Raw genomic sequence first — 25,799 nt, 5'->3', positions numbered from 1 at the left:
TGTGTGTTGCACCCGCGGGGAACACGGGCGACTATTCCTGAGGGGCCGAGGCGTTTCGGCCCGCCATGACAACGCTGATCGTATAGGCCGCTTCGGGGCTGAGCCCCGCCAGAACCCCGGCTGCCGCATCCGGTGACATGCGTGACAGAAACCCGGCGGCAAAGGTCGGGTCCATGGTTTCGAACAGCGCAGCCGCGTCTTTCGGCTTCATGTTCTGATAGACATCGGTCAGGCGCGTCAGGTCGTTTTCCGCCGCCCTGTCCGCCAGCGCCAGAGTGGTGCGCAACGACTCCTCGGCCTCCTCAAGCGCGGCCATGCGCATCTCGATAGCCTGACCCGCGATTTCCAGAGCGTTTTCCCGCTCGCGCAGCATGTCTTCCTTTTGTTTGACACGCTCTTCCCGGCGCAGAAGCTCGGTCAGCAGAACCTGCATGTCACGGGTGTTGGACGGGGCGGGTTCATCGTGTTCCGCCTCAGGTTTGGCTGGTTTGGCAAAGGCGGGTCCGGCTTCCAGCCCGATGCGGATAGCGGCCGAGCCGATCATCAGCAATGAGATCACGGCAAGCACCCCTCCGCGGGGCCGCGCGTTGGGAGTGTTGATCCGCGGGCGGCTCATGCCTGCGCCTCGCCTTGCTTGCGGTCATGCCGGAAGAACATCAGCCCCTCAGGTGCGCGTGCCTGTTCTTGGGGCGCAGCGGCTTCGCTGGCCTGCGGCTCGGGTTTGCCTTCGTGTTTCACGCTCTCCGGAACTTCGGTGATGGTGCTTGTCTCTGAAACCTCTGCCTCAGGTTGGGGATCAGCGTCTTTTTCGGGCACGACGTCGTGCATTGACGCCATCATGAGTTCCAGCCGCTGTGCCACCGTTTCGGCGCGCCCCGTCAGCGCCCTAAGCTGGTCGCCTGACTGATCAGAGGCGTTGAGCGCATCATCCAGTGATTTCCGCAGCTCTTCCGCTTGGGTCGACAGCACCGCCACCGCGCCGCCGACGCCCTTTTCAAGATCGGCAAAACGCTTGAGACGGCGCGACAGCACAAAACAATACAGACCCGCACCCATGGCGCCGGCGACCAGCAAAATATCCGCAATCAGCTCCAATTTCGCCTCCTAGTTCAGAACAAATTCCATCACCAGCACGTCGCGCACGCGACCTTCGCCAACGACAATCTCGATGCGGCGCAGCAGGTGGCCCCGGATGCGCATCAACGCCAGTGAATCCTCAAGATCCTTCAATTCGACGGCCCGCAGATACCCGTTCAGGACATCCATGATTCGCGGTCGCATTTTTTCCACGTCAGTCATGTACGGGGCGTTAACCTCAAGCTGTGCGTGAAACTTCAGATGCCGCGCGCCGCCGGAATTCACCGAAACGATCACCGGCGGCAAATCGAGAAAGGCAACATCCGCCAATGCCTTGGCCGGTTCTTCCTTTTCCAAGTCATGGCTTTCCGCCTTCTCGGCCTTGTTCCCCAGCGGCAGCAGCCCGGATGAGGTCAGGAAATACCCACCGGCGGCACCGGCGATGGCCAGAATCACCCCGACGATGGTCCCTTTTTTCCCCTTCTTTTCCGGGGTTTCCGCCTGTTCAGCCGTTGCGTCGGTCATGACGTCCTCATTCCTGTGATCTGTCCTGTCATAACCTCGCAGGGACTAACCGATTGTTAAGGGCAATCGTCCACACAGAAGATGCGCCGGGCAGAAAGTCGGCGAGTCGGAGGTGAGTGTGCAGCAGATCGGAACTGTCTGGGCAAGTTTGGACAGGCGTAAACAAATCGTCGTTGCCGGTGCGGTTGTGCTGGTGTTTCTCGGGATCCTCGGAATGTCGCGCCTTGCGACAGCGCCGTCGATGACCCTGCTTTACGCGGGTCTGGAAAGCGGGGCCGCCGGGGATATCGTGCGTGCGCTGGATCAGCGTGGCGTGGCCTACGAGATTCGGGGCGGATCAATTTACGTCTCGGGCGCACAGCGGGACGAGCTGCGGATGACTTTGGCCAGCGAAGGTCTGCCTGCCAACGGCACCAAGGGCTACGAACTGCTTGATTCGCTGAACGGTTTCGGTACCACTTCCCAGATGTTTGATGCCGCCTACTGGCGCGCGAAAGAGGGTGAACTGGCGCGTACAATCGTGGGCAGCCCGCATGTCAGCCAGGCCCGCGTTCATATCGCCAATGGCTCTGCCAATCCGTTTCAGCGCAGCGTCGCACCGACGGCTTCGGTCTATCTGGTGCCCTCGGGGGGCGAGATCACCGGCGATCAGGCCAAGGCTATCCGGTTTCTTGTCGCCTCGGCCGTTAGTGGTCTGTCGCCTGAAAGCGTGACAGTGATCGATTCGAACGGGTCCGTGATTGGCGGGCAGGACACCGCCGTGGCCGCTGACACGGCAGATGACAAGGCGCGGCAGCTGCGGGAACGGGTTCTGCGTCTGGTCGAAGCGCGTGTCGGTACGGGGAATGCCGTTGTCGAGGTCAGCGTCGATACCGAAACCAGGACGGAATCCCTGCGTGAGCGACGCTTTGACCCCAAGGGCAGGGTGGCGATCAGTACAGATGTCGAGGAACGCTCCGACAGCGCGCGCAACCAGTCAGCTGATGTCACGGTGGCCTCAAACCTGCCCGACGGCGATGGCGCGGGGGGGGAAGAATCGAATTCGACCGGGACCCAGACACGTGAGAGGGTGAATTACGAGGTTTCCGAAACCGAGCTGGAGGTGCACACCGCCCCCGGTGCGATCAAACGCCTTACGGTTGCCGTTCTGGTCAACGGAACGCGGGCGGTGGATGCCTCGGGCGCTGAATCCTTCACACCGCTGCCGCAGACGGAACTCGAAGCACTTGAAGAGCTGGTGGCCTCGGCTGTGGGATTTGACGCCGTGCGCGGGGATGTCATCACTCTGAAATCGCTGGATTTACCAACGGTCGCGCCACAAGGCACGCTGGTTTCCTCTTCGCTTTGGCAAAACATCCACCTGGACGCCATGTCACTGATCCAGATGGCAGCGTTGGCGCTGGTGTCGCTGGTGCTGGCGTTGTTCGTGATCCGTCCGATCCTGATGAAACCTGCGATGGTCCCGGCGATGTTGCCAGCTGCGGAGGGGGGGGCTCCGCCCCCGTCGGTCCTGACCGGTGAAATCGCGGCGGACGGAACGGCAGAGTTCACGCCACTGCCCCAACAAGGGACCGTTCCCGTGCTTGGGGTCAGTGCCATCGGGGACCCGGTTGATCGGTTGCGCGCAATGATCGGCGACAAACAGGAAGAAACGGTCGAGATCCTGCGCAGTTGGCTTGAAGAAGGTGAGGAGCGCGTGTGATGTCCATCGCTCATCTGCTTGAGGATTTCACCACCCGAACCAGCGCCGGAGCCGTTCTGTATCTGGACGAGGAAACGCTGGAAGAACAACGCCTTGCCGCGTTCGAAAACGGGTACGGGGCGGGTTGGGAGGATGCCGCGCAGGCGCAGGAACAGAACCGCGACCGCGTTTCGGCCGAACTGGCGGGATCGCTCGAGGATATGTCCTTCACCTATCACGAGGCGCTTACCCGGATGACATTGTCTCTGGAACCGATGTTCGAAAGCCTGGTTCAGACCGTATTGCCTGACATGGTCGAACGCGGGTTGGCCGCCCGGATCGTCGAACAGCTTTGCGAAATGGCGCGCACGGAAATCGAACAACCGATGCAGATCATGGTGCCGGAAGGGTGCGCGCAAGCGGTGCAATCCCTGCTGCCGCAGACCTTGCAATCCGCACCGCGTGTCATCGAAGACCTTGGCCTGGCGCCTGGACAGGCGCGATTACAGGTCGGCACAAGCCGGCGCGAGATTGATTGCGCGGCCCTGCTGTCCACCATTGCACAGGCATTTGACGCATACGTCTTTGAGGCAAGAAAGGCTTTGTCCAATGAATGACACCCAGTTCCCGATAACTGAAAAACCCAATCCTTTCGAAACGGTTCCGATTGAAGTGACCGTTTCGGTTGGCCGCGCCCGCCCGTTGATCCGGGATTTGCTGAACATGGGTGAGAACGCGGTGCTGACCCTGGACAAGCGGATCGAAGACCCGGTCGACCTGTATGTCGGGGATCAGCTGGTGGCACGCGGGGTGCTTGAGGAGATGGATGGCGATCAGGCGGGGCAACTGGCCGTGCGCCTGACCGAGATTGCAGATCTGCAAAACGGAATCGGCTGATGCGCTATGTGATCTGGCTGGGTCTGGCTGTAGTGGTGTCCCTGCCGTCGATGGCGGCGGCTCAGGATGTGACCCTGTCGCTGGGCGAAGGCGGTTCGATCTCGGCCCGCACCATACAGTTGATCCTGTTGATCACGGTGCTCAGCGTTGCTCCGGGTCTGGCGATCATGATCACCTGCTTCCCGTTTCTGATCACCGTGCTGTCGATCCTGCGGCAGGGTGTTGGCCTTCAGCAATCACCGCCGAATATGCTTTTGGTCAGTCTTGCGCTGTTTCTGACCTATTTCATCATGGACCCGGTGTTCACCGAGGCCTGGACCGCGGGAATACGCCCGATGATGGAAGAAACCATGGCGGTCGAGCCCGCGCTGGAACGCGCGTTAGAGCCGTTTCGTACCTTCATGGCGAACCGGCTGGATTCAGATACGTTTTATGCAATGGCGGCCCTGCGCCCCGGCGGTGACGCGATCGAGCTGTCAGCCCAGGCCCCTCTATCGGTATTGATGCCCTCTTTCATGCTGTCCGAGATCGCGCGCGCCTTTCAGATCGGGTTCCTGATCTTCCTGCCCTTTCTGATCATTGATCTTGTGGTTGCAGCGGTATTGATGTCGATGGGCATGATGATGGTGCCACCTGCCATCGTGTCTTTGCCGTTCAAGCTGGCGTTTTTCGTAATCGCTGACGGGTGGGCTTTGATCGCAGGCGCGTTGGTTCGCAGCTACATGCCGTAAATCTGTCAGGCACGCGCATCACGAGAAAGGGTCAGGCAGACCCGACCCTCTTGAACTTCCAAAAACACGAGCTGTCCGGCACACTTTTGTGCCGGAAACGGCTTAACCCGTCTTTTTCAGGTCCGTGATCAGTTGATTCAGATTGCCTTTGCGGGCGTCCAGCATCGCGCCGATTTCGGTTCGCTCGGTCAGCAACAGATTCACGCCTTCGATGAACATGTTGTAGAACTTGTCCCGACCTGATTTGTCGGAAACAAGGAACGTTACGTCGAACGGGGCTGATCCGCGCAGCTTGACCAACGTGCGAACCTCGTACCCGGCTTTGATCTTGCGGGCATTGCGAACATCGACCTCACCGCCGATAAATTCACGAAAACGGCGACCGTATTTACGCGAGATATAGCCCTGAAATGCAGCGGTGAACTGTTTCAGCTGGGTCGGGCTGGCTGTGCGGGCGTCCGCACCCAACGCATAGCGCGCCATGATCGGCACATCAGCATATTGAACAAAGATCTTTTCGAAATCGCGCAGCATCGCTTTTTCGGATTTACCCGACTCGATCACCCGGTTGATGTCGGAAACCACGTTGGTCACAAGCGCCTTGGCGGCGGCCTCGGTCTGGGCAAAGGCAGGTACGGGCAGCACTGCCAGCGCAAGCCCGGCTGCGATAAAATGACGACGGTTCAACGCGTTATTCAGCATAGGGGTCCTCATAGGGGTCAAGATAGGGGTCCCTGACCGGGTCCGTCCCGGTTTCGGCATAGGGGTCAGAATACAAATCCAGATAGGCGTCTTCGTCATCTCTTGCCAGTTCGAAGCGGCGGTTTTGTAGATAGATCAGGCGAGCCTGCGCATAGCTGTCGGCACTTTCGTAAAGAATGGAATCGACAGTATCCGAGAACCGGCCCCGATCCCCCATGCGCCGCACGATTTCGGCGTAGACACCAAGATTGTCGGCGGGTCGGGTCGGGCTGAAATTGATCGGATTCGAGAACAGGTTGACCACAACCCCGATCGCATCCCTTTGGGTCGACGGGCCATAGAACGGCAGCTCGACATAAGCGCCTTCGCCAACCCCCCAGACATGCAGGGTCTCACCGAAATCAGTGTCAACGGGTGGCAGGTTCAGCTCATCAGCGGGCGAGGACAAGCCAAAGCCGCCGACGGTCATGTTGATCACAAAGCGCAGCAGAGCATTGCCCATCTGTTTTGGGTTGCCCTGAAGCAGGTAGTCAACTGCCTGACCGGGCAGCGAGATGTTTTCGGCAAAAGTGCTGAAACTGGTGACCATCGGGTCAGGAACGATTTTGACATACCCTTTCGAGGCCGGACGGAACAGGAACCGGTCAACACCCAGATTGAACTTGTGAATTCCCCGGTTCGCATTTTCGTACGGATCAAACACGTCGCTGCGCAAGGCACCCTCTGGCGGCGTTGTTGCGCAAGCGGACACAAGGGCCATGACCGACAGTAAAACAAGGTGTTTCAGGCGAAATCTGCTCGACACGATCTTTGTTTCTCCTAAATGGCCCGGCACATGCGCCCGCCGGACATTCAATCAATAATTCACCAATATCCACGTGCCGGGGTGGCACAAGTTGCAGTCACATAGTCGTTTCAGGTCTTAAATGAAACACCTTGCGTGTAACCTGTTCATCACGGTGGGGTAAAGTGACCGTCGATCAACAGTGAGTTTTCAGTAAAGATACGCTCAGATCGCATGAAGGCCGAAATTTGCCGGTTTCCGTCTTTCCCAATCCGTGCTTCCCGGTTAGCGTCCCGCTGAGTTGATATTAGGGAAGGACCCTCGCAATGAGCATCGCTGCAAAACTGGAAAGCCTCGGTGTAACGCTGGAAGACGCGCCCGCGCCTGCGGCCAACTATGTGCCTTTCGTGCGTGTCGGCAACATCCTTTATGTATCTGGCCAGATCTCGAAGACTGATAAGCTGATCACCGGAAAACTGGGCGATGACTTGGATGTCGAAGCCGGGGCTGCGGCGGCGCGTGTCTGCGCGATCAACCTGCTGGCACAGGTCAAGGCGGCTTGCGGCGGCGATATCGAAAAGCTGGTCCGCGTGATCAAGCTGACCGGATTCGTGAACTCGACCGCTGAATTCACGGCACAGCCGCAGGTGATCAACGGCGCGTCCGATTTTCTGGTCGAGGTGCTGGGCGATGCCGGTCGCCATTCGCGTTCCGCCGTCAGCGCGGCGTCGCTTCCGCTGGGTGTCGCGGTCGAGATCGAAGGCATTTTCGAAATCGAATGACGCCGCCCCTACCAGATGTGTTTTTGCAGGCCCCGATTGCGCATCGGGCGCTGCACGACATTACCAAGAACCGCCCGGAAAACAGCCGGGCGGCCATTCGTGCCGCGATTGAAGCTGGCTACGGGATCGAGATCGATCTTCAACTGACATCGGACGACCAGGCAATGGTCTTTCACGATTATGACATGACCCGTCTGACCGGGCAGTCGGGGCCCATTCAGCAGGTCACGGCACTGGCCGCCTCTGGCACGCCGCTTCTGCATGGGGATGACGGCATTCCGACACTGGATGATGTGCTGGAAATTGTCGCGGGCCGGGTGCCGTTGCTGATCGAATTAAAGGATCAGGACGGGGCGATGGGCACGAAGGTGGGCGCGCTTGAACGCGACACCGTACGCGCGTTGCAGGGCTACAAAGGCCCGGTGGCCCTGATGTCCTTCAATCCCAACTCGGTCGCTGAACTGGCGCGGCTGGCCCCGCATCTGCCGCGCGGGATCACGACCTGCGCGTATGAGCCCAGTGTCGAGCTTTTGCCGCAAAGCGTCTGCGATCACTTGCGCGATATCCCGGATTTCGACCGTGTCGGCGCCAGTTTCATCAGCCACGAAGCCGCAGACCTGTCGCGCCCCCGCGTGGCGGAACTCAAGGCGCGGGGCGTGCCGATCCTGTGTTGGACAATCCGGTCGCCCGAACAAGAGGCAGAAGCCCGCAAGGTTGCCGACAATGTGACCTTCGAAGGCTATTTGGCTGCGCATTCGACTTGAACCCCCTCCGTGCGGTCACAGATAAAGGACAGGCGCGGAGGACATATGGATCAGGCACAGATCGAGGTTCAGGTACTGGGCGCTCTGTCGCAGATTTCAGCGGCAGAGTGGGATGCCTGCGCCTGCCCCGAAGCTGCCGATGGCGGGCGGCCGCTTGATCCCTTTACCACACATCGCTTTTTGCTGGCGCTGGAAGACAGCGGCTCGGTAGGGCGTGGCACCGGCTGGCAGCCGCAATACCTGACGGCCTATCATGACGGGATGCTGATCGCGGCGGCCCCGATGTATGCCAAGTCGCACAGCCAGGGCGAATACATCTTCGATCACAGCTGGGCCCATGCCTATGAAAGCGCGGGCGGGCGGTATTACCCCAAACTGCAAATCGCGGTGCCGTTCACCCCGGCAACCGGGCGGCGGTTTCTGGTGCGTCCGGGCTATGAACGGATCGGTATGTCGGCGCTGGTTCAGGGGGCGGTGCAGCTTGCGGCTGACAACCGGGTTTCGTCCCTTCACGCGACCTTCTGTACCGAGGATGAAGCATTGGCTGGCGAACAGATGGGTCTGATGCTGCGCCGATCGCAGCAGTTTCACTGGCTGAACGATAACTATTCGGATTTCGACGGCTTTCTGAGCGCGCTGTCGTCGCGCAAGCGCAAGACTATCCGGAAAGAACGTGCGCAGGCCTGTGGTTTTGGTGGTGAGATCCGCACTCTGACCGGTGACCAGCTGCGCCCCGAACATTGGGACGCGTTCTGGCGGTTCTACCAGGACACCGGATCGCGCAAATGGGGCTCACCCTACCTGACGCGGCGGTTCTTTGATATTGCACAGGATACGATGGCAGATGACATGGCCCTTGTGCTGGCCGAACGGAATGGATTTCCCATTGCGGGTGCGTTGAACTATATCGGCCGTGAAACCCTTTTTGGGCGTTATTGGGGTTGCATCGAACATCATGCCTGCCTGCATTTCGAACTGTGCTATTATAGGGCAATCGACTTTGCCATTGCCCAAGGTCTGGCCCGGGTCGAGGCAGGCGCACAGGGTGAACACAAGCTGGCGCGAGGGTACCTGCCAACACGCACGCATAGCTTGCATTGGGTAGGCGATCCGGGTTTTGCCGATGCGGTCAAGAAATATCTGGACGCCGAAGGCCACGCAGTGGAAGAAGAGATCGAGATTCTGACGGATTACGGCCCGTTCAGGAAATCGAACCCGGAGGAACAGCAATGACCGAACTCTTGTCGACCGAAACCCGTGGCCCGCTGCTGGATCCGCTGTTCAAAAACGGTTGGACCATGGTTGAAGGCCGCGATGCGATCACCAAGACCTTCATTTTCGACAATTTTGTCCACGCCTTCGGCTGGATGACACAGGTGGCAATCTGGGCTGAGAAGTGGAACCATCACCCCGAATGGTTCAATGTCTACCGCACGGTCGAAGTTGTCTTGTCCACCCATGACGTGGGCGGCCTGTCGTCGCTGGATGCCAAGCTGGCCCGCAAGATGGACAGTCTGTGCTAGCGATCGTTGCGGCCTGACCCTTCTCCGCCAGCCAGCGATGCGGCAGTGCCCATCTGCCGGAACTCGACAGGCGTGACAGTGCCGTCGCTGACATCAATCGCCCTTGGAATACCCGTGGTCTTGTTTCCGATCTGCCGCACGCTGCGCGCGGCCGGGTTGATATCCAGACACTTGTTTTCATAACAGGTCAGGCCAGACAGGTTGATCTGTATGCGGGCCTGCCCGTCCGGGCCTGTCACCATCGGGGCCTGCGGCACGTCACAGGCCGCAACCAGCCCCAGCGCCGTCACCCCAAGCCATTTGTTCATCTCATGCTCCTGCTGTTAGTCAAGCTGACCATTCCCGTCCTGATCGGCAGACTGGAAATCCTCGCCCATCTGGGTGTCAAATTCAGGTCTTGAGATTACGTTGTCGCCGTTTCGGTCAGCGTTGCGGAACAGTTTGATATCCATGAACGGTTTGGCCTCGGCCTGACCCAAAGTGCCGTTCCTGTCTTCGTCCATCGTCTGAAAGGCGTAATCCGAGAAAGCATCGAACTCGTCTTTGGACAGGAACCCGTCATTGTTGGCGTCGATGGCCTTCAACTCGTTTTCGTGCAGTTCAGCCACGCTTTCGGCGTGACCCGTACCGGCCAAAGCCACCATGAACATCACTAGGCTTAGCTGTTTCATATCGACCTCCTCAGCACGCGAATCTCTGACCTTCGATGCCGCCAGCGGCAGCGCCCGCTGCGGTCAGGATCGTCTTGCCTGATCCGCCACCAAACTGGTTGCCGATCGCGCCCCCGATAAGCGCCCCGCCCAACGTTCCGCCCAGACAGGCAATTTCGTGCTGGCGTGCAGCTTGCTGTTGCGGGGTTGGGGCCGGTCCACAGGCCGCCAAAAGGGCTGCGCCGGACAGTAATAGGTAGAACGCGTTAAGTTTCATGAAAAAACTCCCCGTATGAATACGCCAAGTATTCGCGCTCTGGGGCGGTGCTTCAAGTTAATTTGGCGGCGAAAGGCCCCGGTCGGACCGGGGCCGATCAAAATCAGATCACATCCAACAGGCCTTCACCGGCGGAAATCTCGCAGGCGCCGGGGTTTTCTTCCATATTCAGCACCGTGACCGTGCCATCCTCGACCAGCATTGCATACCGCTTGGACCGCGCGAAAAGCCCCACGGGCGGCGCGTCGAAATCCATGCCGATGGCCTTGGTGAACTCTGCCGCTGCGTCCGACACCATGGTCAGCCCCGCCTCGGTCGCGCCTGTGGATTGCCCCCACGCCTGCATCACAAACGGATCATTGACCGAAAGGCACAGGATCTCGTCCACGCCCTTGGCGTCAAACTGTTTCTTTGTGCGGATGAAACTGGGCACATGGGCGGTCGTGCAGGTTCCGGTATAGGCCCCCGGCACGGCAAAGATCACCACCTTGCGGCCTTTGGTCTTGTCTGAAATCCGCACCTCTTCCGGCCCGTTCGCACCCATCTGGATCAGCGTTGCTTCGGGTAGGGTATCTCCTGTTGAAATCATTATTCAGCTCCTGTCGTTTGGATTTGCAGAAATGGGCTTAGCCGCAATATAGGTGGTCTGGTCACAGTGACCACTTGAAAACTACGGGGTAGACAAAGCATGAGCCATATTGTCGTGATCGGCGCGGGGCAGGCAGGCGCCTCTTTGGTGGCTCGTCTGCGCAAGGACGGGTTTGCGGGTGAGATCACTCTGATCGGGGCCGAGCCGCATCTGCCCTATCAGCGCCCACCCCTGTCCAAAGCCTATCTGCTGGGCGAGATGGAGCTTGAGCGTCTGTTCCTGCGCCCCGAAAGTTTTTACACGGAAAACAACATCACCCTGCGTTTGGGTCAGCGCGTCACCGGTATCGACCCCAAGGCCAAAACGGTCACCCTGGGGGATGAGGTTATTTCTTACGACGAACTGGCGCTGACCACCGGGTCTGACCCGCGCCGCCTGCCCGCAGCGATTGGTGGGGATCTGGACGGTGTGCATGTGGTGCGCGATCTGGCCCATATCGACGAGATGGAGCCCAAAGTGACCGAAGGTGCCCGCGCGCTGATCGTGGGCGGCGGGTATATCGGGCTCGAAGCTGCCGCCGTCTGCGCCAAGCGCGGTGTCAAGGTCACTCTGGTCGAAATGGCCGACCGTATCCTGCAACGGGTCGCAGCGCCCGAGACCAGCGATTATTTCCGCGCGTTGCACAGTGCATACGGCGCTGACATCCGCGAAGGCGTCGGGCTGGATCATCTGATCGGCGAAAACGGCAAGGTCACCGGTGCGGTTCTGACTGACGGAACAAAGCTGGACGTTGATTTCGTTGTGGTTGGCGTCGGCATTGCACCCGCAACCCAACTGGCCGAGATGGCGGGGCTGGACCTGGACAACGGCATCAGAACCGACGCCCATGGCCGCACGTCCGACCCGTCGATCTGGGCGGCTGGGGATTGCGCCTCCTTTCCCCATGGCGAAGGCCGCATCCGTCTGGAAAGCGTCCCCAATGCCATTGATCAGGCCGAGATCGTGGCCCAGAACATGTTGGGTGCGGCCAAGGACTATGTGGCAACCCCGTGGTTCTGGTCGGATCAATACGAGGTCAAGCTTCAGATCGCGGGTCTGAACACCGGATATAACCGCGTGGTGACCCGGCAGGGCGACGGGCAGACCGTGTCCTTCTGGTATTACAACGGGGAAAAACTGATTGCGGTCGACGCGATGAACGATCCGCGCGCCTATATGGTCGGCAAACGCCTGATCGAAATGGGAAAAACGGCCGACCCGGCTGTCGTGGCTGACCCGGACGCAGACCTTAAACCGCTGCTCAAGGCATGAGGATCATCGCCGGAGAGTTCCGCGGTCGCGCCCTGACCCCCGTCGGCAAGGGCGATGCGGGCGCACATCTGCGCCCGACCACCGACCGGGTGCGCGAAAGCCTGTTCAACGTGCTGGCCCATCAGATCGATTTCGACGGCCTGCGCGTGCTGGACCTGTTTGCTGGCACCGGCGCGCTCGGACTCGAAGCATTGTCACGCGGTGCGGCGCATGTCACCTTCGTCGATGACGGGCGTGTGGCGCAGGGTTTGATCCGCAAGAATATCGACCTGACCCGCAGTGCCGGGCGCACCGACCTGATCCGCCGCGATGCAACCCGGTTGGGCGAAAATCCGGACGCGCCCTACGATCTGATCTTTCTGGACCCGCCCTATGGCAAGGCCATGGGACAGAAAGCCATCGCCGCGCTGGCCAACGGCTGGATCGCGGATGATGCGCTGCTGGTTTGGGAAGAAAACTCACGGATGCAGGCCCCGGCCGGGTTCACGTTGCACGACAGCCGCAAATATGGCGACACGTATATCTCATTGATGCGGAACGGTGATCAGAGTGCATGATCTGGTCATTTTCGATTGCGATGGCGTTCTGGTCGACAGCGAGGTGATCTCGAACCAGGTGTTGGCGGACAATCTGGCGGGCTATGGCCTGCACCTGACCTTGCCCGAATGCATGTCCCTGTTTGTGGGCGGAACCATGGTCGGGGTGCGTGACAAGGCGCGTGCGATGGGCGCAGACCTGCCCGAAGACTGGATTGATCAGGTCTATGCCGAAACCTACGACCGCCTGCGCGCCGGTGTGCCTTTGGTGCCGGGTGTCACGGACCTGCTTGCGGCGCTGGATCAGCGGGGCATCCCCTATTGCGTGGCCTCAAACGGCAGCCCGGACAAGATGCAGATCACGCTCGGCCAGAACGGGCTCTGGGACCGGTTCAAAGATGTGATGTTCTCGGCCCATGTGCTTGGTACCGGCAAGCCTGATCCAAAGATGTTCCAACTGGCGGCGGAACATTTTGGCGCACAGGCCCCCGTGGTTATCGAAGACAGCCACAACGGTGTTACGGCTGCAATCCGGGCCAATATGCGCTGTCTGGCCTACGCGCCGCATGGCGGTGGTGACAGGCTGGCCGATCTGGGGGCCGAGGTGATCACGGATATGTCACAGGCACATCCGCTGTTGCGACTTTGACCCCCAACTGTGCTATGGTGCAGCCATGGACCATGCTCTGACACCCTTTGCCTGGAAAATCTCCCGCGACGCCGAGGTCACGACGAAACCTGACCGCAAACCCCTGCGTGCGCCGGTGTTCATTCACGACGCGGTTACCCCTTGGGGGACTGAGACGATGCTGCTGAAACTCCTGCGCGAACAGGCTGCCGATCAGGACGAATAGGTCGGGTGAAACTTGCCGCCCGGTGACAGCGTAAAGATATCGACCCCATTCGCCGTTACGCCTACCGAATGCTCGAACTGTGCCGACAGCGACTTGTCGCGGGTCACGGCGGTCCAGTCATCGGCCAGTGTCTTGGTTTCGGGACGGCCCAGATTGACCATCGGTTCAATGGTAAAGAACATGCCTTCCTCAAGAACCGCGCCTGTGCCGGGGCGGCCATAATGCAGTACATTCGGCGGCGCGTGGAACACGCGGCCCAGACCGTGCCCGCAAAAGTCGCGAACAACACTCATCCGATGCGCTTCGACATAGGCCTGAATGGCATGGCCGATATCGCCGAACGTGTTGCCCGGTTTGACCATCTCGATGCCCTTGAACAGCGCGTCGTGGGTTACCTGGATCAGACGCTCGGCCTTGCGCGGCAGCTTGCCCGCTACATACATGCGCGAGGTGTCACCGAACCAGCCATCCACGATGACGGTCACATCGATGTTCAGGATATCGCCATCCTTCAGCTTCTTGTCACCGGGAATACCGTGGCAGACCACATGGTTCACACTGATGCAGCTGGCGTGCTCATACCCCTTATAGCCGATCGTGGCCGAGGTCGCGCCCGCATCCTCGACCATCTGTGTGATCAGCCCGTCAAGCGCACCCGTGGTCTGACCGGGAAAGACATGCGCGGCAATATCATCCAGAATCCGCGCCGCCAGAGCGCCCGCCGCGTGCATCCCGGCAAAATCACCCTGTTCATAGATGCGAATACCGTCCTTGGTCAGGCGGCCACGATGCTCTTTCATCGACGCAAAGCTCCAAATGTTACGCGCGGCACTTCTTTTACGCTGCTTGTGCAGAAAGTACCAGAGGGCGTCAGGTTGCGGGTGTCAGATGGGGCAAAAAGCAGCAAGTTCAAGCATCGGCTGACCGAGGGGTGTTTTGATTGTTGGGAATGGCGTTTCGTGACGCAGAAAACCCTCGCATTCACAGCGATGGGTCATCGGTAGCGCCGCGAGGTTCCCGCTTGCGGGCATTCAGCCGTGCAGATTTCTACAAAATCTGAATAATTCTTTGCTGCATCCAGGAACAACCAACAACAGCTGCGCCAGATTTTTTACCGAAGAGAAGGGCGGTTCCTGCGTAAGGAGCGTACTGTAAGCCTCGGTTCGCAATACACGCGTTGGAAAGGAAGGCTACGGTGAGATTACGCATTCTACCTTGATGACACTTACGAGAACATCGTTTTGATGAGGAATGTCGTAGTCGAACTGGGCAGCTCCAAACTCGGTTCCTATCCCTGGCCAATGCCGCGAATTGCCGCTTTGGCGACCTGATCAAATATTGATCGGTCGCTAGAAGCGGAGGCGACAATCATGCCGCCCTCCAAGGCTGCGACGATGAGGCCTGCGGTATCTTCGGCATTCTTGACCTCGTGCTTGGTGAATAGGTTTTCTAACCATGCCTTGTTCATCTCAAAGAAGGCTTTAGTGCGCTGATTGACGTTTTCGGGCAGCCCAATGGCTTCGGCACCCATGATGGCGCAAAGGCAAATGGACTCGTTCAGCACCAGCGCGCCGGAATAGAGCGCCACGAAACCTTCCAATGCAGAATGCAGGTCGTTCAGGTCAATCTTGTCCAGTTCTGCCTTGAACTGCTCGGCGTAGCGGGTGACGAGAGCCTCCCCGAGATCCGGTTTGGTGGGAAAATGGTAGTGAACGCTGGCACTTTTGATTCCCACATCGTTGGCCAGGTCACGGAAGCTCATCTCCGAAAAGCCCGCACTGCGCACGCGTTTCTCGGCGGCGATGAGAATTTTTTCTTTCATTGTCAGCGGCATGACTATCTCCAATCTATCGATTGATAGATAAACGTTGACAGCTCGGGAATCAACTTCTAACTGGTGTCTACCTAGTGATAGATAGACATCCATGAAAGGAACACGCTGATGGCTACTGGAAACAAACAAAAACGCGTCTTGCTGGTCATGTCGTCCGTTGACGAAATGGGCATTTCGGGCAAGCAAACCGGCACCTGGTTCGAAGAGGTCGCAACCCCGTATTACGTCCTGACGGAAGCGGGCTATGAGGTTGTCTTTGCCTCGCCCAAAGGCGGCAACGCGCCGATTGACCTGCTGTCGATGAAGGCTCCGTTCACTACCGAAAACACTGACCGCTTCTTCAACGATCCGGTGGCCATGTTCGCGGTACAGAATACCCGCAAACTGCGCGAGATCGACTATTCGACCTTCGATGCGCTTTTCGTACCCGGCGGTTATGGATTGATCTGGGATCTGGCGTCGGACAGCCATGCTATCAAGATGATCCGGGAGTTCTACGAATCCGAACGGCCTGTCGCGATGGTCTGCCACGCGCCGGCCATACTGCGGGATATCAAGAAGTCAGACGGCAGCTACCTGGTTGAGGGCCTCAGCCTGACCGGTTTCAAGAACGACGAAGACAGTGAGATCGAGCTTCTGCATCACCTTCTGTTCTCTCTCGAAGATGAACTGAAACGCCGTGGCGCCACCTACGTCAGCAAGGCCAACTGGGAGGCCAACGTGGTCGAAGATGGCGCCCTGATGACCGGCCAAAGCCCGGCGTCGGCACCACCACTCGCGGAAGCGCTCAAGCAGCGCCTGGCTGCCTGACGCCTTACGTCGGGGCGGGCACCTGTCCGCCCCGGCAATTCGAAATGGAGAAGTCCCATGTCCGCCGATCTGCAACCCATCGACAGTGTCGAGATTCTCGTTCTCATCGACAACCGGACGGACAGCCTGTCCAGCGTGCCCGAGGGGTTCACCCATGAGTGGATCAACCTCCACAACGTCGGGATGAAGCAAATCTCGGGCGCCGGTCAGTGTTGTGCCAATCACGGCTTGGCGTTGATCATCACAGCCCGGCGCGGTGTGACGGAACATACATTGCTCTTTGACGCCGGGCCGGTGGATTTTGCCGTCGAGTTCAACGCATCACGCCTTGGCAAATCCTTTGCAGCCATCGAGGCGATCGCCCTGTCGCATGGGCATTGGGACCATGCAGGCGGCATTCCAGCGGCAATCGACCTGATCCGCAAGGATGGCCAGACCGGCGAGTTACCGGTTTATCTGCATCCCGGGATGTTCCGCAAACGCGCCTTTCCGCTTTCATCGGGGGAACTGATCGAAATTCGCGAAATCGCCACGCCCGAAGCCCTGGCTGCGCAGGGGGCTACACCCGTTGTTACGGATCAACCGGTCAGCGTGCTGGACGATATGTTCTATATTTCGGGCGAAATTCCCCGTGTCACGGATTACGAGGTCGGATTTCCGGGTCATGTCCGCCGCACCGAAGACGGCGCGGGTTGGGAAGACGACCCGTTGCTCATGGACGAACGCTATGTGGCGGTGAACATCGCGGGCAAAGGGCTGGTGGTGTTTTCGGCCTGTAGCCATGCGGGTATCGTCAATGTCCTTCATGCCGCTCAAAGGGATATCCCCGGAGTGCCGATCCATGGCCTAACCGGCGGCTTTCACCTTGCCGGTGGCAACGAAAAGATCATCGACCGGACCGTCGCCGACTTTGCGCAGTTCGACATCGACCTGATCATGCCCGGCCACTGCACAGGTTGGCGTGCGACAAACGCGCTGGAACGCCAATACGGCGAACGGGTTGTGCCGATTGCCGTCGGCATGAAGATCAACCTTTGAGAAAGGGAATGAGCCATGGAAATCAATGCAAACTTTGATGAACGCGCTGTCGTCCACTCGGAGAACGAGCCCTGGGTCCCCTCGCCAATGAAGGGTGTCGACCGTCGCATGCTCGACCGGATCGGCGACGAGGTTGCACGGGCAACAACGATTGTCCGCTATGCACCAGGCAGCGCCTTTTCGGCCCATACCCATACCGGTGGCGAAGAGTTTCTGGTGCTTGACGGCGTCTTTCAGGACGAGCACGGGGATTTTCCCGTCGGCACCTATGTGCGCAACCCGCCGACCACGTCGCATACGCCAAGCGCGGCGGACGGAGCAACGATCCTGGTCAAGCTTTGGCAGTTCGACCCGGAGGACCGCACACAGCTGACAATCGACACAAACGCGCAGGACCCGCGCCCGGTTGCAGATGGCATATCCGAAATCCCGCTTTTCGAGGATTCCCGTGAACGGGTCCGGATCGAGCTTTGGGATGCATCGGCCAATGTGACCGTGACCGACCACAAGGGGTTCGAGGCACTGGTGATCGAAGGCAGCTTCTCTGAGCACGGAGAGATCTTCGAGAAGAATTCATGGCTGCGTCTGCCGCCGGGTATGGCGCTCGATGCCACGGCCGGGCCCAAAGGCGCGCGCCTGTGGGTCAAATCCGACCACCTGGCAGAACCGCCGGTCATCCCGGGCAAAGGATAGGATCATGGGCAAACCCCTTGCAATTGTCGCTGGTGCTGGTCCGGGGCTTGGGCAGACGCTGGTTTCGGCATTTGGTCAGAATGGCTATACGGCATTTGGTCTCAACCGGACGATCCCGTCGGGTGCCGACCAAATTCTGCAAGTCGACCTGGCGGATCCGAAACACACAAAGGCCAAGCTGCGCAACATCATCTGCACCCATGGCGCGCCGAAGCTTGTTGTTCAGAACACCGCGAAACTCGTGATCGCGCCGTTCGAGGAAACAAGCATCGAGGATTTCGAAGCGACCTGGCGGGCCATGGTCCTGTCAACGGTCAACCTGGCACACCGAATTTTGCCCGCAATGGTTGATACCGGGGGCGGCACCTTTATCGTCTCTGGTGCCACAGCCAGCCTGCGCGGTGGCAGGAACTTTGCAGCCTTCGCTTCGGCCAAGGCGGGTCTGCGGGCATTGACCCAATCCCTGGCCCGCGAATACGGGCCGCAAGGCGTGCATGTGGTGCATGTGATTCTGGACGGGATCGTCGACACCAGGGCCAGCCGGGATCTGCACAAGATGGATCCGGCGCGGATGATGAAACCTGTGGACATCGCTCAGACCTATCTGGCGCTGGCCAACCAACCGCAATCCACCTGGACCCACGAATTGGATCTCAGACCCAAAGGGGAGGCATTCTGATGCAAACCGATACTCTGATTGTTGGCGGAGGTCTCTCCGGCCTTGCCCTTGCCGATCAGCTGACACGAAACGGCACGGATTTCCTTCTGATCGAGGCGCAGGACCGCCTGGGCGGGCGCATCCTGACCAAAGACCTGTCGGGCGGAAAGTTCGACCTTGGCCCGGCCTGGTTCTGGCCCGGCCAGCCGCGAATGGCCGCCTTGGCCCGGCGTTTCCGAATCCCGGTGTTCGAACAGTTTGCCACCGGCGATCAGATGTATCAGGACCAGTCCGGCGCCGTCCAACGTGCCCGCGGCTATGCCTCGATGCAGGGCTCCTACCGGCTTGCCGGGGGCATGGGCGCCATGATCGACGCGCTTGCCGGATCGCTGGGTGCAGGGCGTATCCTGACACATACCGGACTCAGATCGGTCCGGTATTCTCCCGGCAAGATCACCGCATTTCTCGACCATGACGGCGGACCTTATTCTGTCGAAGCCAGACAGATCATGCTGGCCATCCCGCCGCGGGTGATTGCGGATACCGTCAACTTTGAACCAGCGCTGGATGCGGATCAGATCCAAGCCTTGAAAAACATTCCGACCTGGATGGCCGGGCAAGCCAAGATTCTCGCGGTTTACGATGAGCCCCATTGGCGCAACGCTGGGCTTTCAGGTGACGCGATGAGCCACCGCGGCCCCATGGTCGAAATTCATGATGCCTCCCCCATGAAGGGAGGACCTTATGCACTGTTCGGATTCGTCGGATACCCCGCCGATATGCGCGCGACACACAAAGAAGCCATGATGGACCAGGCCTTGGCGCAACTCACGGCCATGTTTGGCCCCAAGATGGCGCAACCCCTTGATCTGGAACTGCAGGATTGGGCAACAATCGCGGAAATCTCCCGCACGCAGGATCATGTTCCGGCTCGCTTCCACCCAAGCTACGGCTTGCCTTCGATCCTTAACAGCCTTGCAGCACGAGGTGTCCATTTCTGCTCAACCGAAACCGCGCACGGGTTCGGCGGATATCTTGAAGGCGCTCTGGAGGCCGCTGAGAAAGCTGCAAAACTCGCGACTCACTCAATGGAAACCAAGGTCTGACCGACATTTGACTGTCACCCTTTGTCCTGGATGGATCATTGATCTGCACGATTTCTATCGTCGCCCAAAAAGAAACTGGTTCACCGCGCCACATGCAACTTTTCGACCATTTCGCTTGGACGTCTGACGTGTTGCACGGCCCCGATCGCTGTGCGAATGAGTTTTGGGCGGCGGCATCACTCACAAGCCATCTCTTTATCCGTTATTTTCGCGCCTTTGCTATTAAGCAAACCATATCCAGCAAGAGCGATGCACCGGCCAAAGCTGTAATCTCTGCATGATCGTACGGAGGGGAGACTTCGACGAGATCGGCCCCGACAAGGTTGACCCCGTCGAGCTTGCGTACCAAAGACTGCCCTTGATAGGTAGACAGTCCTCCGCATACCGGCGTTCCGGTTCCGGGCGCGAATGCCGGATCAAGCGCGTCAATATCGAAGGTCAGGTAAGCAGGCCGGTCTCCTACTGTCTCTTTGATGCGCGCAACCGTTGCATCAATCCCGTTCTCGTGAACCCAATTTGCGTCGAGTACCGTGAACCCGTGAGTCTTTTCATTCAGCGTGCGCATGCCTGCCTGCACTGACGTCTCAGGGGATATGATGCCTTCGACAGTGGCATGGTAGAACATTGAACCATGGTCGATCCGCTTTGGGTGTTCTTCCCATGTATCCGAATGGGCATCAATCTGGATCAGCGAAATGGGGCCGTGGCGTTCTGCCTGCGCCTTCAGGATCGGATAGGTGACCGAGTGATCTCCGCCCATCGTCAGAAGAAAGGCACCGGATTTCAGGATTTCCCGCGCTTGGTCCTGAATTTGTAGCGCAATCTGCTCTGGAAAGCCTGGGTCGATATCACAATCGCCGTAATCAACCATGTTCAGGATTTCGAAGGGATCAAATCCCCAGGGCCAGGGCCCACCATCCCAGGCGAGGTTGGTCGATACAGCACGAATGGCACGTGGCCCGAACCTGCATCCCGGGCGATTGGTCACAGAGAGATCATAGGGAACGCCCCACGTGACCATATCCGCGCGCTCCAGATTGCGGCAATATTGTCGCCGGAACAGACTTGTCGCACCGCTAAAGGTCGGCTCATACCCCATGCCCATTTCATTTTGCGCCAGAAAGGCGCGGTCGGTTGAAGTCACCATTATTGGCTCCGTTCATTTTGATGATTGCTGCCCGAGTGGCGGGGTATTGCAATTCTTTCCCGCCTTTGCCGGGCTTGGCAGGGTTCAGGTGCCGGATTTTACATTCGTCCAAAGACGGTTGCGATTGCGCAGCGTTTTCGCGCCGACACTCAGATCAGGGAAGAGCCGTCTCAATGTCGCCTCATCCGGGTAGATTCCCGGGTCGGTCAGAATGGCTTCATCTACGAACGTATCTGCTGCGGAATTCGCATTCGCAAAATAGACGTAGTTGGACACTCCTGCGATGACATCAGGCCGCAGCATGTAGTCAATGAATCGATATGCCTCATCCGCCCGTGTTGAATCCACCGGGATGGACATGAGGTCGATCCACATCAACGTGCCTTCGCTCGGAATTGTATACAGAATTTCGACACCATTGCCGGACTCCATGGCGCGGGCCTGAGCTATGCCGGCATCACCACTGTACATCACTGCCAAACAGGCATCTCCACCGGGCAAGTCTGTAGATGCTTTCTGGTTGTGAAAATAACGAATGGACGGCGTGACGGCCTCGAAGAGGTCCTGAGCCCTGTCGAGATCGGCGGGGTCATCGGAGTACGGGTCAGCCCCGAGATAGTTCAGCGCCACTGAGACCATTTCTACCGGTGAGTCCAGCACGGCAATCCCACAGTCGGCAAGCTTGGCGGCGATCTGAGGATCAAAAAGAACGTCCCAGGATGTGATGACATCCGTGCCCAGTCGCTCTTTGATCATGGTTGGATTGTAGGCAAGCCCTACTGTGCCCCAAGTGTAAGGTACGCCCAATTGCCGGGCACCGGGTATACTGTCGAGCGACGCCAGAATTTTCGGATTGAGATTGCCGTAGTTGCTCAGGCGCGCGGGGTCGATCGGATGCAACGCCCCGGCCTGAAACTCTCGTTGCGCATTGGACGCGGCGGGGAAAACGACATCGTAACCTGACGCCCCTGTCAGCAGCTTGGTTTCCAGAACTTCGTTTGAATCGTAATAGTCCAGGCTGACATGTGTGCCGGTCTCCTTTTCGTAGTCCGAAACTGTCGTTTCACCAAAGTAATCAGCCCAATTGTAGATTGAGAGGTCTTCGGCTGAAGCCGGAAAAGCGATCGCGAGGTTTGAGGCAATGGCAACAGCCGAAAGGCCAAAATGCGGTTTCATTGTTTCTCCTCCTTGTTGCAGGATTCCGCCCTGAAATTTCACGTCCGGAGAGGCTTTGGTGACGAGGCACAGTCAGCACCCCGGGCGAGCGTTCTGACATCAACAATGGAATCGAATGGCCATTACTGTAAATTTGCGGTAGGATATATATCTTTAGTTATAGGAATTGGCTATGTTACCAGATAGCGGCGACATCTCGGCGGCCAAGTGGGATGAGATCTACGCAATCTTGTTGGAGCGGTTGGAAACAGACTTCTTCCCAACAGCTCTGAGGAAGATGTTGGAACTGCATGTCAGTTTTGAATCGATGATCTTCACGCGCTATCAGGATCAAGCACCACCTGTCTCGCTCTATCACGATCTCGACGACGTGCAAGCGGCCATATCAATTCAGTTTTATGCAACCGGCCCATACCTGCTGGATCCGTTTTCGCAAGCGTGTAGATCGGGAAAAGAACCCGGCGCTTACCGTCTGGCCGATTTAGTCAATGAGGCGTTCTTTCGTTCAGAGTACTACCGGACCTTTTATCGCAAGGTTCGGATCAGCGATGAGTTGGGGGTGCTGATAAGGCTAAACAGCGGGGACTGGGTCGTAATATCTCTGTCGCGAGGCGCCCGTCAGCCCCGGTTTACCCCTGAGGATGTCGCGAAGATCAATTCCATCCATAAGACCCTGTCGGCCGCCGTGATCCGAAACTGGAACCTGAGGGGTGCCGAAAGACAACCGGAAGCCCTGAATCAGGTTGAGGAACGGTTGGCCACTTTTGGTGCGGACAGGTTAAGCCCAAGAGAAGCCGAGGTCGTGCGCCTTGTTTTGCAAGGCCACTCAGCCGGCTCTGCTTCCGCATTTCTCGGGATCACCGAAGGTACAGTCAAAGTGCATCGCCACAACGCCTACTCCAAGCTGGGCGTCAGTTCACAGGCAGAGTTGTTTTCCGCAGCCACTCGATATTTGGCATCAAAGCCATCTTAACTTGGGAAATCCGTAGAACTTTCTTGTGAATGCGGCCAGGGCCGAGATTCACAAGGTGTTCTGGGTGCTGCGGGTGCAACCCACATTGCCGGCATTCGCTACGGGCGCAAAATCAGGACCTGGGCGAACTGACGGTTTTACGGGCTTTGAGGACGTGTTTGCCAGCACAATCCGTTTTCAGCGCCGCTATTCTGGCATCCCTGCCCGTCGAAGCGCCTCAAAATAACGTTCAGCGCCTTCTGAACCACCATAATCCACGTTGCTACGCCACCTCGAGATCGTTTCGCTAGGTTCCAATTGCAGCATCTGCATCAAAGCTGCAGACGCTTTTTCAGTTTCCCCAAGCATTGCGTGTGCAGCAGCTCTCGTGCTGTGAAGAGCGGCATAATCCTTTGAGAATCGCATACCTGCTTCTGCATAGGCGATGGCATCACGGTCTCGGCCGAGCATTACGCAAGAAGTGGCGGCACCTCCGGAAGCGCCCACGAAAACAGCCCCATACCGGCCCAAGCGAAGCGCCGTTTGAAAGCAGCTTAATGCCATTTCAGGAAACCCAGCCCAATTATACCCCCACCCCATAAACAAATGAAGACGGGCATCTAACGGTGCTCTTTTCTGGATTTGTTCAAGCGCCACGGACAACTTATCTGCATCCCCGTCCACATTATAGTCAGCCACGGCGACACTCAGATCAAGCGTTGGATTTTGACCTGCCATGCGTCGCCCGGCCTCAATCCAGGATGGCAGTTTCTCGTAGTAGGTCGACAGTTCGCAACGCAGATTGTAAGTCCTCGCGCCATTCATTGTCCAAATAGCTTCGGCATAGGCGGCCGTGAGAGTTGGTTTGGCTTCAATCGCCTTGGCTTGATACGATAACGTTTCTTCGTAGCTGTCGATCCCGGCACCAGACCAAGCGATCATACCCTTCAGGACGCATTGCTCGGCAGTTAGTTCGTTTTCAGGCAGTACCGAAAGCTTTGCGGTCTCAAACTCGATCAAGGTTCCGCTTACGGCGTCCAACAGCTTTTCTACCACCTCATCTTGCCAATCGAAGATGGCTTCGACCACCCCATCGAACTTCTCGGTCCAGATTTCAGAATCAGAAGGATCATGTAAGCGGGCTTCCAGACGCAATCGATCCCCGTATCCACGTAGCACGCTACGAAGCGCATATCCCTTTGATGGTTCCGTCGAGGATACCGCTGCATTCAACCAGTTGATTGTTCGAAAATAGGAACCGAAATCCGAAGTCAGAGCTGCGGCCATTTCCTTTAGTTCAATGCGTTGGTCGCGGCATGAGACGGGATAAATGGAGAGCCTTGGCAAGTTCGTTTCAGCGAAAGAAACTGCTCTATGCGTGGGTGCCGCGTACAGTCCATGATGCATCCAGACATCTAGGCTGCGCTCGATGTTCTTAAGCTTCTTCTTCCCGACAGATTCGAAAGCAGCCGTCAGAGTGCGGTCAAGGTTCAAGTGTACTGGTTCAGAAATAGCGATGCCGCCGGATGGAGCAATGCTCTCAAGCCGCGCAGCAATGTTTACACCGTCCCCCAGTATGTCGTCGGCTTTTTCTGTAATATCCCCAACATGAACGCCGATCCGCACTTTCATTAACGGGTGCTCAGCCAATTGTTCCTGTATCTGAATTGCTGCAGTCACAGCTTGTGCCGCACTGTCAAATCGAACCAACCAACCATCGCCCACGCTTTTCACGATCCGACCTGATTGGCCCACTATTGTTGGAGTGACGATGTCGGTTTCCAGATGATCGAGCATTTGCAGTGTTGCTTGCTCATCGTTATGCATGAGTGCCGAATACCCGACGACATCAGCGGCCAGTATAGCCGCCAACTTTCGTTGCAAATGTAGTCCATTGTTCGACATGCACTCGACAATAGTTGATAAGCCTCTTCAGACCAACTTGCTAAAGACGATGTCCACTCTGGGCGCCTCGCACCCATTCAGAGCCATCAGACACCAAACCGGGTTTCACTCGTGTCAACCCAAACCCCATCCGGTGATATCCGCGTCCCGCAAATCATCCGCTCTACGCCCATAGCCTGTGCCGCCTCGAACGCTGCTGCATAGGACGGGTCGATATCCGCGGCCAGCGCGAACCGGTCGCAATCGGTGCGTTGCACCAGGTACAGCATGATCGCCCGGTGCCCCTGCGCTGTCATCTGCGCCAGCTCGCCCAGATGTTTGGTGCCGCGGGCGGTGACGCTGTCGGGGAACTCGGCCAGACCGGGCTGACGGGAAAGGGTCACGCTTTTGACCTCGACATAGGCATCTGGCAGGCCGGGGCCGCTCAGCAGGAAGTCGATACGGCTGTTTTGCCCGTATTTCACTTCGGGCCGGACGGTTTCATAAGCGGCCAGCTCGGGGATCTCGCGCGCCTCAAGTGCTGCCCGCAAGGCCCGGTTCGGGACGGAAGTATCGACCCCGGTGAAATGCCCGTTTTCGTGATCCACCAGCCGCCAGCCGAATTTCAGCTTTTTCTTAGGGTCGTCATTGGGCTCCAACCAGATCAACTGGCCCGGTTCAGCCAACCCCATCATGGATCCCGGATTGGCGCAATGGGCGGTGACTTCGCGCCCGTCGTCCAGCCTGCAATCGGCCAGAAAGCGTTTGTAGCGACGGATCAGGCGGGCGGGGACAAGAGGGGTTCCAAAACGCATGTC

The 25,799-nt window shown here is 58.3% G+C and carries 33 protein-coding genes; 18 read left to right on the top strand and 15 right to left on the bottom strand.

Features of this window, described 5'->3' with window-relative positions; translation table 11 throughout:
- Positions 1 to 31: 31 nt before the first annotated feature.
- From ACR3FC_RS08505 to ACR3FC_RS08495, 3 genes are read right to left on the bottom strand one after another with little or no spacing between them, the layout of a single operon-like run.
- Positions 32 to 616, bottom strand: coding sequence for a MotE family protein (locus ACR3FC_RS08505; protein WP_480474307.1), 585 nt, complete (start codon positions 614 to 616; stop codon positions 32 to 34).
- A complete protein-coding gene (locus tag ACR3FC_RS08500) occupies positions 613 to 1,095 on the bottom strand; it encodes a hypothetical protein (protein WP_480474306.1) in 483 nt (160 codons plus the stop codon). The genes ACR3FC_RS08505 and ACR3FC_RS08500 overlap by 4 nt, the downstream gene beginning before the upstream one ends.
- Positions 1,096 to 1,104: 9 nt before the next feature.
- On the bottom strand, positions 1,105 to 1,602 hold the full coding sequence (locus ACR3FC_RS08495; RefSeq protein ID WP_480474305.1) for a flagellar basal body-associated FliL family protein: 498 nt from the start codon (positions 1,600 to 1,602) through the stop codon (positions 1,105 to 1,107).
- A 118-nt stretch (positions 1,603 to 1,720) separates the two neighbouring features.
- Between ACR3FC_RS08495 and fliF the strand changes: the two genes are divergently transcribed.
- Genes fliF through fliP form a run of 4 tightly spaced genes read left to right on the top strand, consistent with a single transcriptional unit; the run spans position 1,721 to position 4,911 of the window.
- On the top strand, positions 1,721 to 3,304 hold the full coding sequence (gene fliF / locus ACR3FC_RS08490; protein WP_480474304.1) for a flagellar basal-body MS-ring/collar protein FliF: 1,584 nt from the start codon (positions 1,721 to 1,723) through the stop codon (positions 3,302 to 3,304).
- Positions 3,304 to 3,900, top strand: a complete 597-nt coding sequence (locus ACR3FC_RS08485) for a FliH/SctL family protein (protein ID WP_480474303.1) — start codon at positions 3,304 to 3,306, stop codon at positions 3,898 to 3,900. Before fliF ends, ACR3FC_RS08485 begins: the two co-directional genes overlap by 1 nt.
- Positions 3,893 to 4,180 (top strand): FliM/FliN family flagellar motor switch protein, encoded by a 288-nt coding sequence (locus ACR3FC_RS08480; RefSeq protein WP_480474302.1) that lies wholly within the window; start codon positions 3,893 to 3,895, stop codon positions 4,178 to 4,180. The genes ACR3FC_RS08485 and ACR3FC_RS08480 overlap by 8 nt, the downstream gene beginning before the upstream one ends.
- Positions 4,180 to 4,911 (top strand): flagellar type III secretion system pore protein FliP, encoded by a 732-nt coding sequence (fliP, locus tag ACR3FC_RS08475; protein ID WP_480474301.1) that lies wholly within the window; start codon positions 4,180 to 4,182, stop codon positions 4,909 to 4,911. The genes ACR3FC_RS08480 and fliP overlap by 1 nt, the downstream gene beginning before the upstream one ends.
- A gap of 102 nt (positions 4,912 to 5,013) precedes the next feature.
- Here fliP and ACR3FC_RS08470 read toward each other — a convergent pair whose 3' ends face one another.
- On the bottom strand, positions 5,014 to 5,613 hold the full coding sequence (locus ACR3FC_RS08470) for an MlaC/ttg2D family ABC transporter substrate-binding protein (protein ID WP_480474300.1): 600 nt from the start codon (positions 5,611 to 5,613) through the stop codon (positions 5,014 to 5,016).
- Positions 5,603 to 6,373, bottom strand: a complete 771-nt coding sequence (locus ACR3FC_RS08465; RefSeq protein WP_480476848.1) for an MlaA family lipoprotein — start codon at positions 6,371 to 6,373, stop codon at positions 5,603 to 5,605. The genes ACR3FC_RS08470 and ACR3FC_RS08465 overlap by 11 nt, the downstream gene beginning before the upstream one ends.
- A 350-nt stretch (positions 6,374 to 6,723) precedes the next feature.
- Between ACR3FC_RS08465 and ACR3FC_RS08460 the strand changes: the two genes are divergently transcribed.
- The 4 genes from ACR3FC_RS08460 to ACR3FC_RS08445 are packed head-to-tail and all read left to right on the top strand — an operon-like array spanning position 6,724 to position 9,466.
- Positions 6,724 to 7,179 (top strand): RidA family protein, encoded by a 456-nt coding sequence (locus ACR3FC_RS08460; protein ID WP_480474299.1) that lies wholly within the window; start codon positions 6,724 to 6,726, stop codon positions 7,177 to 7,179.
- Positions 7,176 to 7,943 (top strand): glycerophosphodiester phosphodiesterase family protein, encoded by a 768-nt coding sequence (locus ACR3FC_RS08455; protein WP_480474298.1) that lies wholly within the window; start codon positions 7,176 to 7,178, stop codon positions 7,941 to 7,943. Before ACR3FC_RS08460 ends, ACR3FC_RS08455 begins: the two co-directional genes overlap by 4 nt.
- A gap of 45 nt (positions 7,944 to 7,988) precedes the next feature.
- Positions 7,989 to 9,176, top strand: coding sequence for a GNAT family N-acetyltransferase (locus ACR3FC_RS08450; protein ID WP_480474296.1), 1,188 nt, complete (start codon positions 7,989 to 7,991; stop codon positions 9,174 to 9,176).
- Positions 9,173 to 9,466: a 4a-hydroxytetrahydrobiopterin dehydratase gene (locus ACR3FC_RS08445; protein WP_209505128.1), complete on the top strand. Its 294-nt coding sequence runs from the start codon at positions 9,173 to 9,175 to the stop codon at positions 9,464 to 9,466. Before ACR3FC_RS08450 ends, ACR3FC_RS08445 begins: the two co-directional genes overlap by 4 nt.
- On the opposite strand, the gene ACR3FC_RS08440 is transcribed toward ACR3FC_RS08445, so the two are convergent.
- The 4 genes from ACR3FC_RS08440 to ACR3FC_RS08425 all read right to left on the bottom strand — a co-directional run bounded on the left by ACR3FC_RS08440 (position 9,463) and on the right by ACR3FC_RS08425 (position 10,982).
- Positions 9,463 to 9,774: a hypothetical protein gene (locus ACR3FC_RS08440; RefSeq protein WP_480474295.1), complete on the bottom strand. Its 312-nt coding sequence runs from the start codon at positions 9,772 to 9,774 to the stop codon at positions 9,463 to 9,465. The two genes, ACR3FC_RS08445 and ACR3FC_RS08440, sit on opposite strands and share 4 nt — an antisense overlap.
- Positions 9,775 to 9,789: 15 nt before the next feature.
- Positions 9,790 to 10,137 (bottom strand): EF-hand domain-containing protein, encoded by a 348-nt coding sequence (locus ACR3FC_RS08435; protein ID WP_480474294.1) that lies wholly within the window; start codon positions 10,135 to 10,137, stop codon positions 9,790 to 9,792.
- A 10-nt stretch (positions 10,138 to 10,147) separates the two neighbouring features.
- Entirely contained in the window at positions 10,148 to 10,393 is a 246-nt protein-coding gene (locus ACR3FC_RS08430; RefSeq protein WP_209598444.1) for a glycine zipper 2TM domain-containing protein, read from the bottom strand.
- 103 nt (positions 10,394 to 10,496) lie between these two features.
- A complete protein-coding gene (locus tag ACR3FC_RS08425; RefSeq protein ID WP_480474293.1) occupies positions 10,497 to 10,982 on the bottom strand; it encodes a redoxin family protein in 486 nt (161 codons plus the stop codon).
- A gap of 99 nt (positions 10,983 to 11,081) precedes the next feature.
- Between ACR3FC_RS08425 and ACR3FC_RS08420 the strand changes: the two genes are divergently transcribed.
- The 4 genes from ACR3FC_RS08420 to ACR3FC_RS08405 are packed head-to-tail and all read left to right on the top strand — an operon-like array spanning position 11,082 to position 13,683.
- Complete coding sequence (locus tag ACR3FC_RS08420; RefSeq protein WP_480474292.1) at positions 11,082 to 12,293, top strand: NAD(P)/FAD-dependent oxidoreductase; 1,212 nt, start codon at positions 11,082 to 11,084, stop codon at positions 12,291 to 12,293.
- Positions 12,290 to 12,850, top strand: a complete 561-nt coding sequence (gene rsmD / locus ACR3FC_RS08415) for a 16S rRNA (guanine(966)-N(2))-methyltransferase RsmD (protein WP_480474291.1) — start codon at positions 12,290 to 12,292, stop codon at positions 12,848 to 12,850. Before ACR3FC_RS08420 ends, rsmD begins: the two co-directional genes overlap by 4 nt.
- Positions 12,843 to 13,478 carry an HAD family hydrolase gene (locus ACR3FC_RS08410; protein WP_480474290.1) on the top strand — a complete coding sequence of 212 codons (636 nt, stop codon included), beginning with the start codon at positions 12,843 to 12,845 and terminating at the stop codon, positions 13,476 to 13,478. Before rsmD ends, ACR3FC_RS08410 begins: the two co-directional genes overlap by 8 nt.
- A gap of 25 nt (positions 13,479 to 13,503) precedes the next feature.
- The gene (locus tag ACR3FC_RS08405; RefSeq protein ID WP_480474289.1) at positions 13,504 to 13,683 is read left to right on the top strand and encodes a hypothetical protein; all 180 of its coding nucleotides are present in this window, start codon (positions 13,504 to 13,506) and stop codon (positions 13,681 to 13,683) included.
- Here the strand turns inward: ACR3FC_RS08405 and map are convergent.
- On the bottom strand, positions 13,671 to 14,483 hold the full coding sequence (map, locus tag ACR3FC_RS08400; RefSeq protein ID WP_209598440.1) for a type I methionyl aminopeptidase: 813 nt from the start codon (positions 14,481 to 14,483) through the stop codon (positions 13,671 to 13,673). The two genes, ACR3FC_RS08405 and map, sit on opposite strands and share 13 nt — an antisense overlap.
- A gap of 488 nt (positions 14,484 to 14,971) precedes the next feature.
- Positions 14,972 to 15,517 carry a TetR/AcrR family transcriptional regulator gene (locus ACR3FC_RS08395; protein ID WP_480474288.1) on the bottom strand — a complete coding sequence of 182 codons (546 nt, stop codon included), beginning with the start codon at positions 15,515 to 15,517 and terminating at the stop codon, positions 14,972 to 14,974.
- Between the two features lie 108 nt (positions 15,518 to 15,625).
- On the opposite strand from ACR3FC_RS08395, the gene ACR3FC_RS08390 reads away from it, so the two are divergent.
- Genes ACR3FC_RS08390 through ACR3FC_RS08370 form a run of 5 tightly spaced genes read left to right on the top strand, consistent with a single transcriptional unit; the run spans position 15,626 to position 19,822 of the window.
- Entirely contained in the window at positions 15,626 to 16,327 is a 702-nt protein-coding gene (locus ACR3FC_RS08390; RefSeq protein WP_480474287.1) for a type 1 glutamine amidotransferase domain-containing protein, read from the top strand.
- Positions 16,328 to 16,384: 57 nt separating this feature from the next.
- The gene (locus tag ACR3FC_RS08385; protein WP_480474286.1) at positions 16,385 to 17,365 is read left to right on the top strand and encodes an MBL fold metallo-hydrolase; all 981 of its coding nucleotides are present in this window, start codon (positions 16,385 to 16,387) and stop codon (positions 17,363 to 17,365) included.
- A 15-nt stretch (positions 17,366 to 17,380) separates the two neighbouring features.
- A complete protein-coding gene (locus tag ACR3FC_RS08380) occupies positions 17,381 to 18,058 on the top strand; it encodes a cupin domain-containing protein (RefSeq protein ID WP_480474285.1) in 678 nt (225 codons plus the stop codon).
- A 4-nt stretch (positions 18,059 to 18,062) separates the two neighbouring features.
- Positions 18,063 to 18,737 (top strand): SDR family NAD(P)-dependent oxidoreductase, encoded by a 675-nt coding sequence (locus tag ACR3FC_RS08375; RefSeq protein WP_480474284.1) that lies wholly within the window; start codon positions 18,063 to 18,065, stop codon positions 18,735 to 18,737.
- Complete coding sequence (locus ACR3FC_RS08370; protein ID WP_480474283.1) at positions 18,737 to 19,822, top strand: flavin monoamine oxidase family protein; 1,086 nt, start codon at positions 18,737 to 18,739, stop codon at positions 19,820 to 19,822. Before ACR3FC_RS08375 ends, ACR3FC_RS08370 begins: the two co-directional genes overlap by 1 nt.
- A gap of 202 nt (positions 19,823 to 20,024) precedes the next feature.
- Here the strand turns inward: ACR3FC_RS08370 and speB are convergent, their stop codons facing one another.
- Both speB and ACR3FC_RS08360 read right to left on the bottom strand, forming a co-directional pair.
- Complete coding sequence (gene speB / locus ACR3FC_RS08365; protein ID WP_480474282.1) at positions 20,025 to 20,969, bottom strand: agmatinase; 945 nt, start codon at positions 20,967 to 20,969, stop codon at positions 20,025 to 20,027.
- Between the two features lie 84 nt (positions 20,970 to 21,053).
- Positions 21,054 to 22,145, bottom strand: a complete 1,092-nt coding sequence (locus ACR3FC_RS08360) for an extracellular solute-binding protein (protein WP_480474281.1) — start codon at positions 22,143 to 22,145, stop codon at positions 21,054 to 21,056.
- Positions 22,146 to 22,317: 172 nt separating this feature from the next.
- On the opposite strand from ACR3FC_RS08360, the gene ACR3FC_RS08355 reads away from it, so the two are divergent.
- Positions 22,318 to 23,118: a helix-turn-helix transcriptional regulator gene (locus tag ACR3FC_RS08355; RefSeq protein ID WP_480474280.1), complete on the top strand. Its 801-nt coding sequence runs from the start codon at positions 22,318 to 22,320 to the stop codon at positions 23,116 to 23,118.
- Positions 23,119 to 23,304: 186 nt separating this feature from the next.
- Here ACR3FC_RS08355 and ACR3FC_RS08350 read toward each other — a convergent pair whose 3' ends face one another.
- Both ACR3FC_RS08350 and sfsA read right to left on the bottom strand, forming a co-directional pair.
- Entirely contained in the window at positions 23,305 to 25,002 is a 1,698-nt protein-coding gene (locus tag ACR3FC_RS08350; RefSeq protein ID WP_480474279.1) for an adenylate/guanylate cyclase domain-containing protein, read from the bottom strand.
- A gap of 86 nt (positions 25,003 to 25,088) precedes the next feature.
- Positions 25,089 to 25,796 carry a DNA/RNA nuclease SfsA gene (sfsA, locus tag ACR3FC_RS08345; RefSeq protein WP_480474278.1) on the bottom strand — a complete coding sequence of 236 codons (708 nt, stop codon included), beginning with the start codon at positions 25,794 to 25,796 and terminating at the stop codon, positions 25,089 to 25,091.
- Positions 25,797 to 25,799 lie beyond the last annotated feature (3 nt).

The sequence above is a fragment of the Ruegeria sp. AF3 genome (genome assembly GCF_056536285.1).
The sequence above is the reverse complement of the archived record's forward strand: the minus strand, read 5'-3'. Positions and strand labels throughout refer to the sequence as shown.

Coding starts and splice junctions, on each gene's coding strand:
- ACR3FC_RS08505 (WP_480474307.1), bottom strand. CDS start 616: ATGAGCCGCCCGCGGATCAACACTCCCAACGCGCGGCCCCGCGGAGGG.
- ACR3FC_RS08350 (WP_480474279.1), bottom strand. CDS start 25,002: ATGTCGAACAATGGACTACATTTGCAACGAAAGTTGGCGGCTATACTG.
- ACR3FC_RS08480 (WP_480474302.1), top strand. CDS start 3,893: ATGAATGACACCCAGTTCCCGATAACTGAAAAACCCAATCCTTTCGAA.
- ACR3FC_RS08445 (WP_209505128.1), top strand. CDS start 9,173: ATGACCGAACTCTTGTCGACCGAAACCCGTGGCCCGCTGCTGGATCCG.
- ACR3FC_RS08460 (WP_480474299.1), top strand. CDS start 6,724: ATGAGCATCGCTGCAAAACTGGAAAGCCTCGGTGTAACGCTGGAAGAC.
- ACR3FC_RS08425 (WP_480474293.1), bottom strand. CDS start 10,982: ATGATTTCAACAGGAGATACCCTACCCGAAGCAACGCTGATCCAGATG.
- map (WP_209598440.1), bottom strand. CDS start 14,483: ATGAAAGAGCATCGTGGCCGCCTGACCAAGGACGGTATTCGCATCTAT.
- ACR3FC_RS08470 (WP_480474300.1), bottom strand. CDS start 5,613: ATGCTGAATAACGCGTTGAACCGTCGTCATTTTATCGCAGCCGGGCTT.
- ACR3FC_RS08385 (WP_480474286.1), top strand. CDS start 16,385: ATGTCCGCCGATCTGCAACCCATCGACAGTGTCGAGATTCTCGTTCTC.
- sfsA (WP_480474278.1), bottom strand. CDS start 25,796: ATGCGTTTTGGAACCCCTCTTGTCCCCGCCCGCCTGATCCGTCGCTAC.
- ACR3FC_RS08455 (WP_480474298.1), top strand. CDS start 7,176: ATGACGCCGCCCCTACCAGATGTGTTTTTGCAGGCCCCGATTGCGCAT.
- ACR3FC_RS08435 (WP_480474294.1), bottom strand. CDS start 10,137: ATGAAACAGCTAAGCCTAGTGATGTTCATGGTGGCTTTGGCCGGTACG.
- ACR3FC_RS08380 (WP_480474285.1), top strand. CDS start 17,381: ATGGAAATCAATGCAAACTTTGATGAACGCGCTGTCGTCCACTCGGAG.
- rsmD (WP_480474291.1), top strand. CDS start 12,290: ATGAGGATCATCGCCGGAGAGTTCCGCGGTCGCGCCCTGACCCCCGTC.
- ACR3FC_RS08495 (WP_480474305.1), bottom strand. CDS start 1,602: ATGACCGACGCAACGGCTGAACAGGCGGAAACCCCGGAAAAGAAGGGG.
- ACR3FC_RS08355 (WP_480474280.1), top strand. CDS start 22,318: ATGTTACCAGATAGCGGCGACATCTCGGCGGCCAAGTGGGATGAGATC.
- ACR3FC_RS08485 (WP_480474303.1), top strand. CDS start 3,304: ATGTCCATCGCTCATCTGCTTGAGGATTTCACCACCCGAACCAGCGCC.
- ACR3FC_RS08375 (WP_480474284.1), top strand. CDS start 18,063: ATGGGCAAACCCCTTGCAATTGTCGCTGGTGCTGGTCCGGGGCTTGGG.
- ACR3FC_RS08405 (WP_480474289.1), top strand. CDS start 13,504: ATGGACCATGCTCTGACACCCTTTGCCTGGAAAATCTCCCGCGACGCC.
- ACR3FC_RS08440 (WP_480474295.1), bottom strand. CDS start 9,774: ATGAACAAATGGCTTGGGGTGACGGCGCTGGGGCTGGTTGCGGCCTGT.
- speB (WP_480474282.1), bottom strand. CDS start 20,969: ATGGTGACTTCAACCGACCGCGCCTTTCTGGCGCAAAATGAAATGGGC.
- ACR3FC_RS08420 (WP_480474292.1), top strand. CDS start 11,082: ATGAGCCATATTGTCGTGATCGGCGCGGGGCAGGCAGGCGCCTCTTTG.
- ACR3FC_RS08430 (WP_209598444.1), bottom strand. CDS start 10,393: ATGAAACTTAACGCGTTCTACCTATTACTGTCCGGCGCAGCCCTTTTG.
- ACR3FC_RS08370 (WP_480474283.1), top strand. CDS start 18,737: ATGCAAACCGATACTCTGATTGTTGGCGGAGGTCTCTCCGGCCTTGCC.
- ACR3FC_RS08360 (WP_480474281.1), bottom strand. CDS start 22,145: ATGAAACCGCATTTTGGCCTTTCGGCTGTTGCCATTGCCTCAAACCTC.
- fliP (WP_480474301.1), top strand. CDS start 4,180: ATGCGCTATGTGATCTGGCTGGGTCTGGCTGTAGTGGTGTCCCTGCCG.
- ACR3FC_RS08465 (WP_480476848.1), bottom strand. CDS start 6,373: ATGGCCCTTGTGTCCGCTTGCGCAACAACGCCGCCAGAGGGTGCCTTG.
- ACR3FC_RS08450 (WP_480474296.1), top strand. CDS start 7,989: ATGGATCAGGCACAGATCGAGGTTCAGGTACTGGGCGCTCTGTCGCAG.
- ACR3FC_RS08390 (WP_480474287.1), top strand. CDS start 15,626: ATGGCTACTGGAAACAAACAAAAACGCGTCTTGCTGGTCATGTCGTCC.
- ACR3FC_RS08395 (WP_480474288.1), bottom strand. CDS start 15,517: ATGCCGCTGACAATGAAAGAAAAAATTCTCATCGCCGCCGAGAAACGC.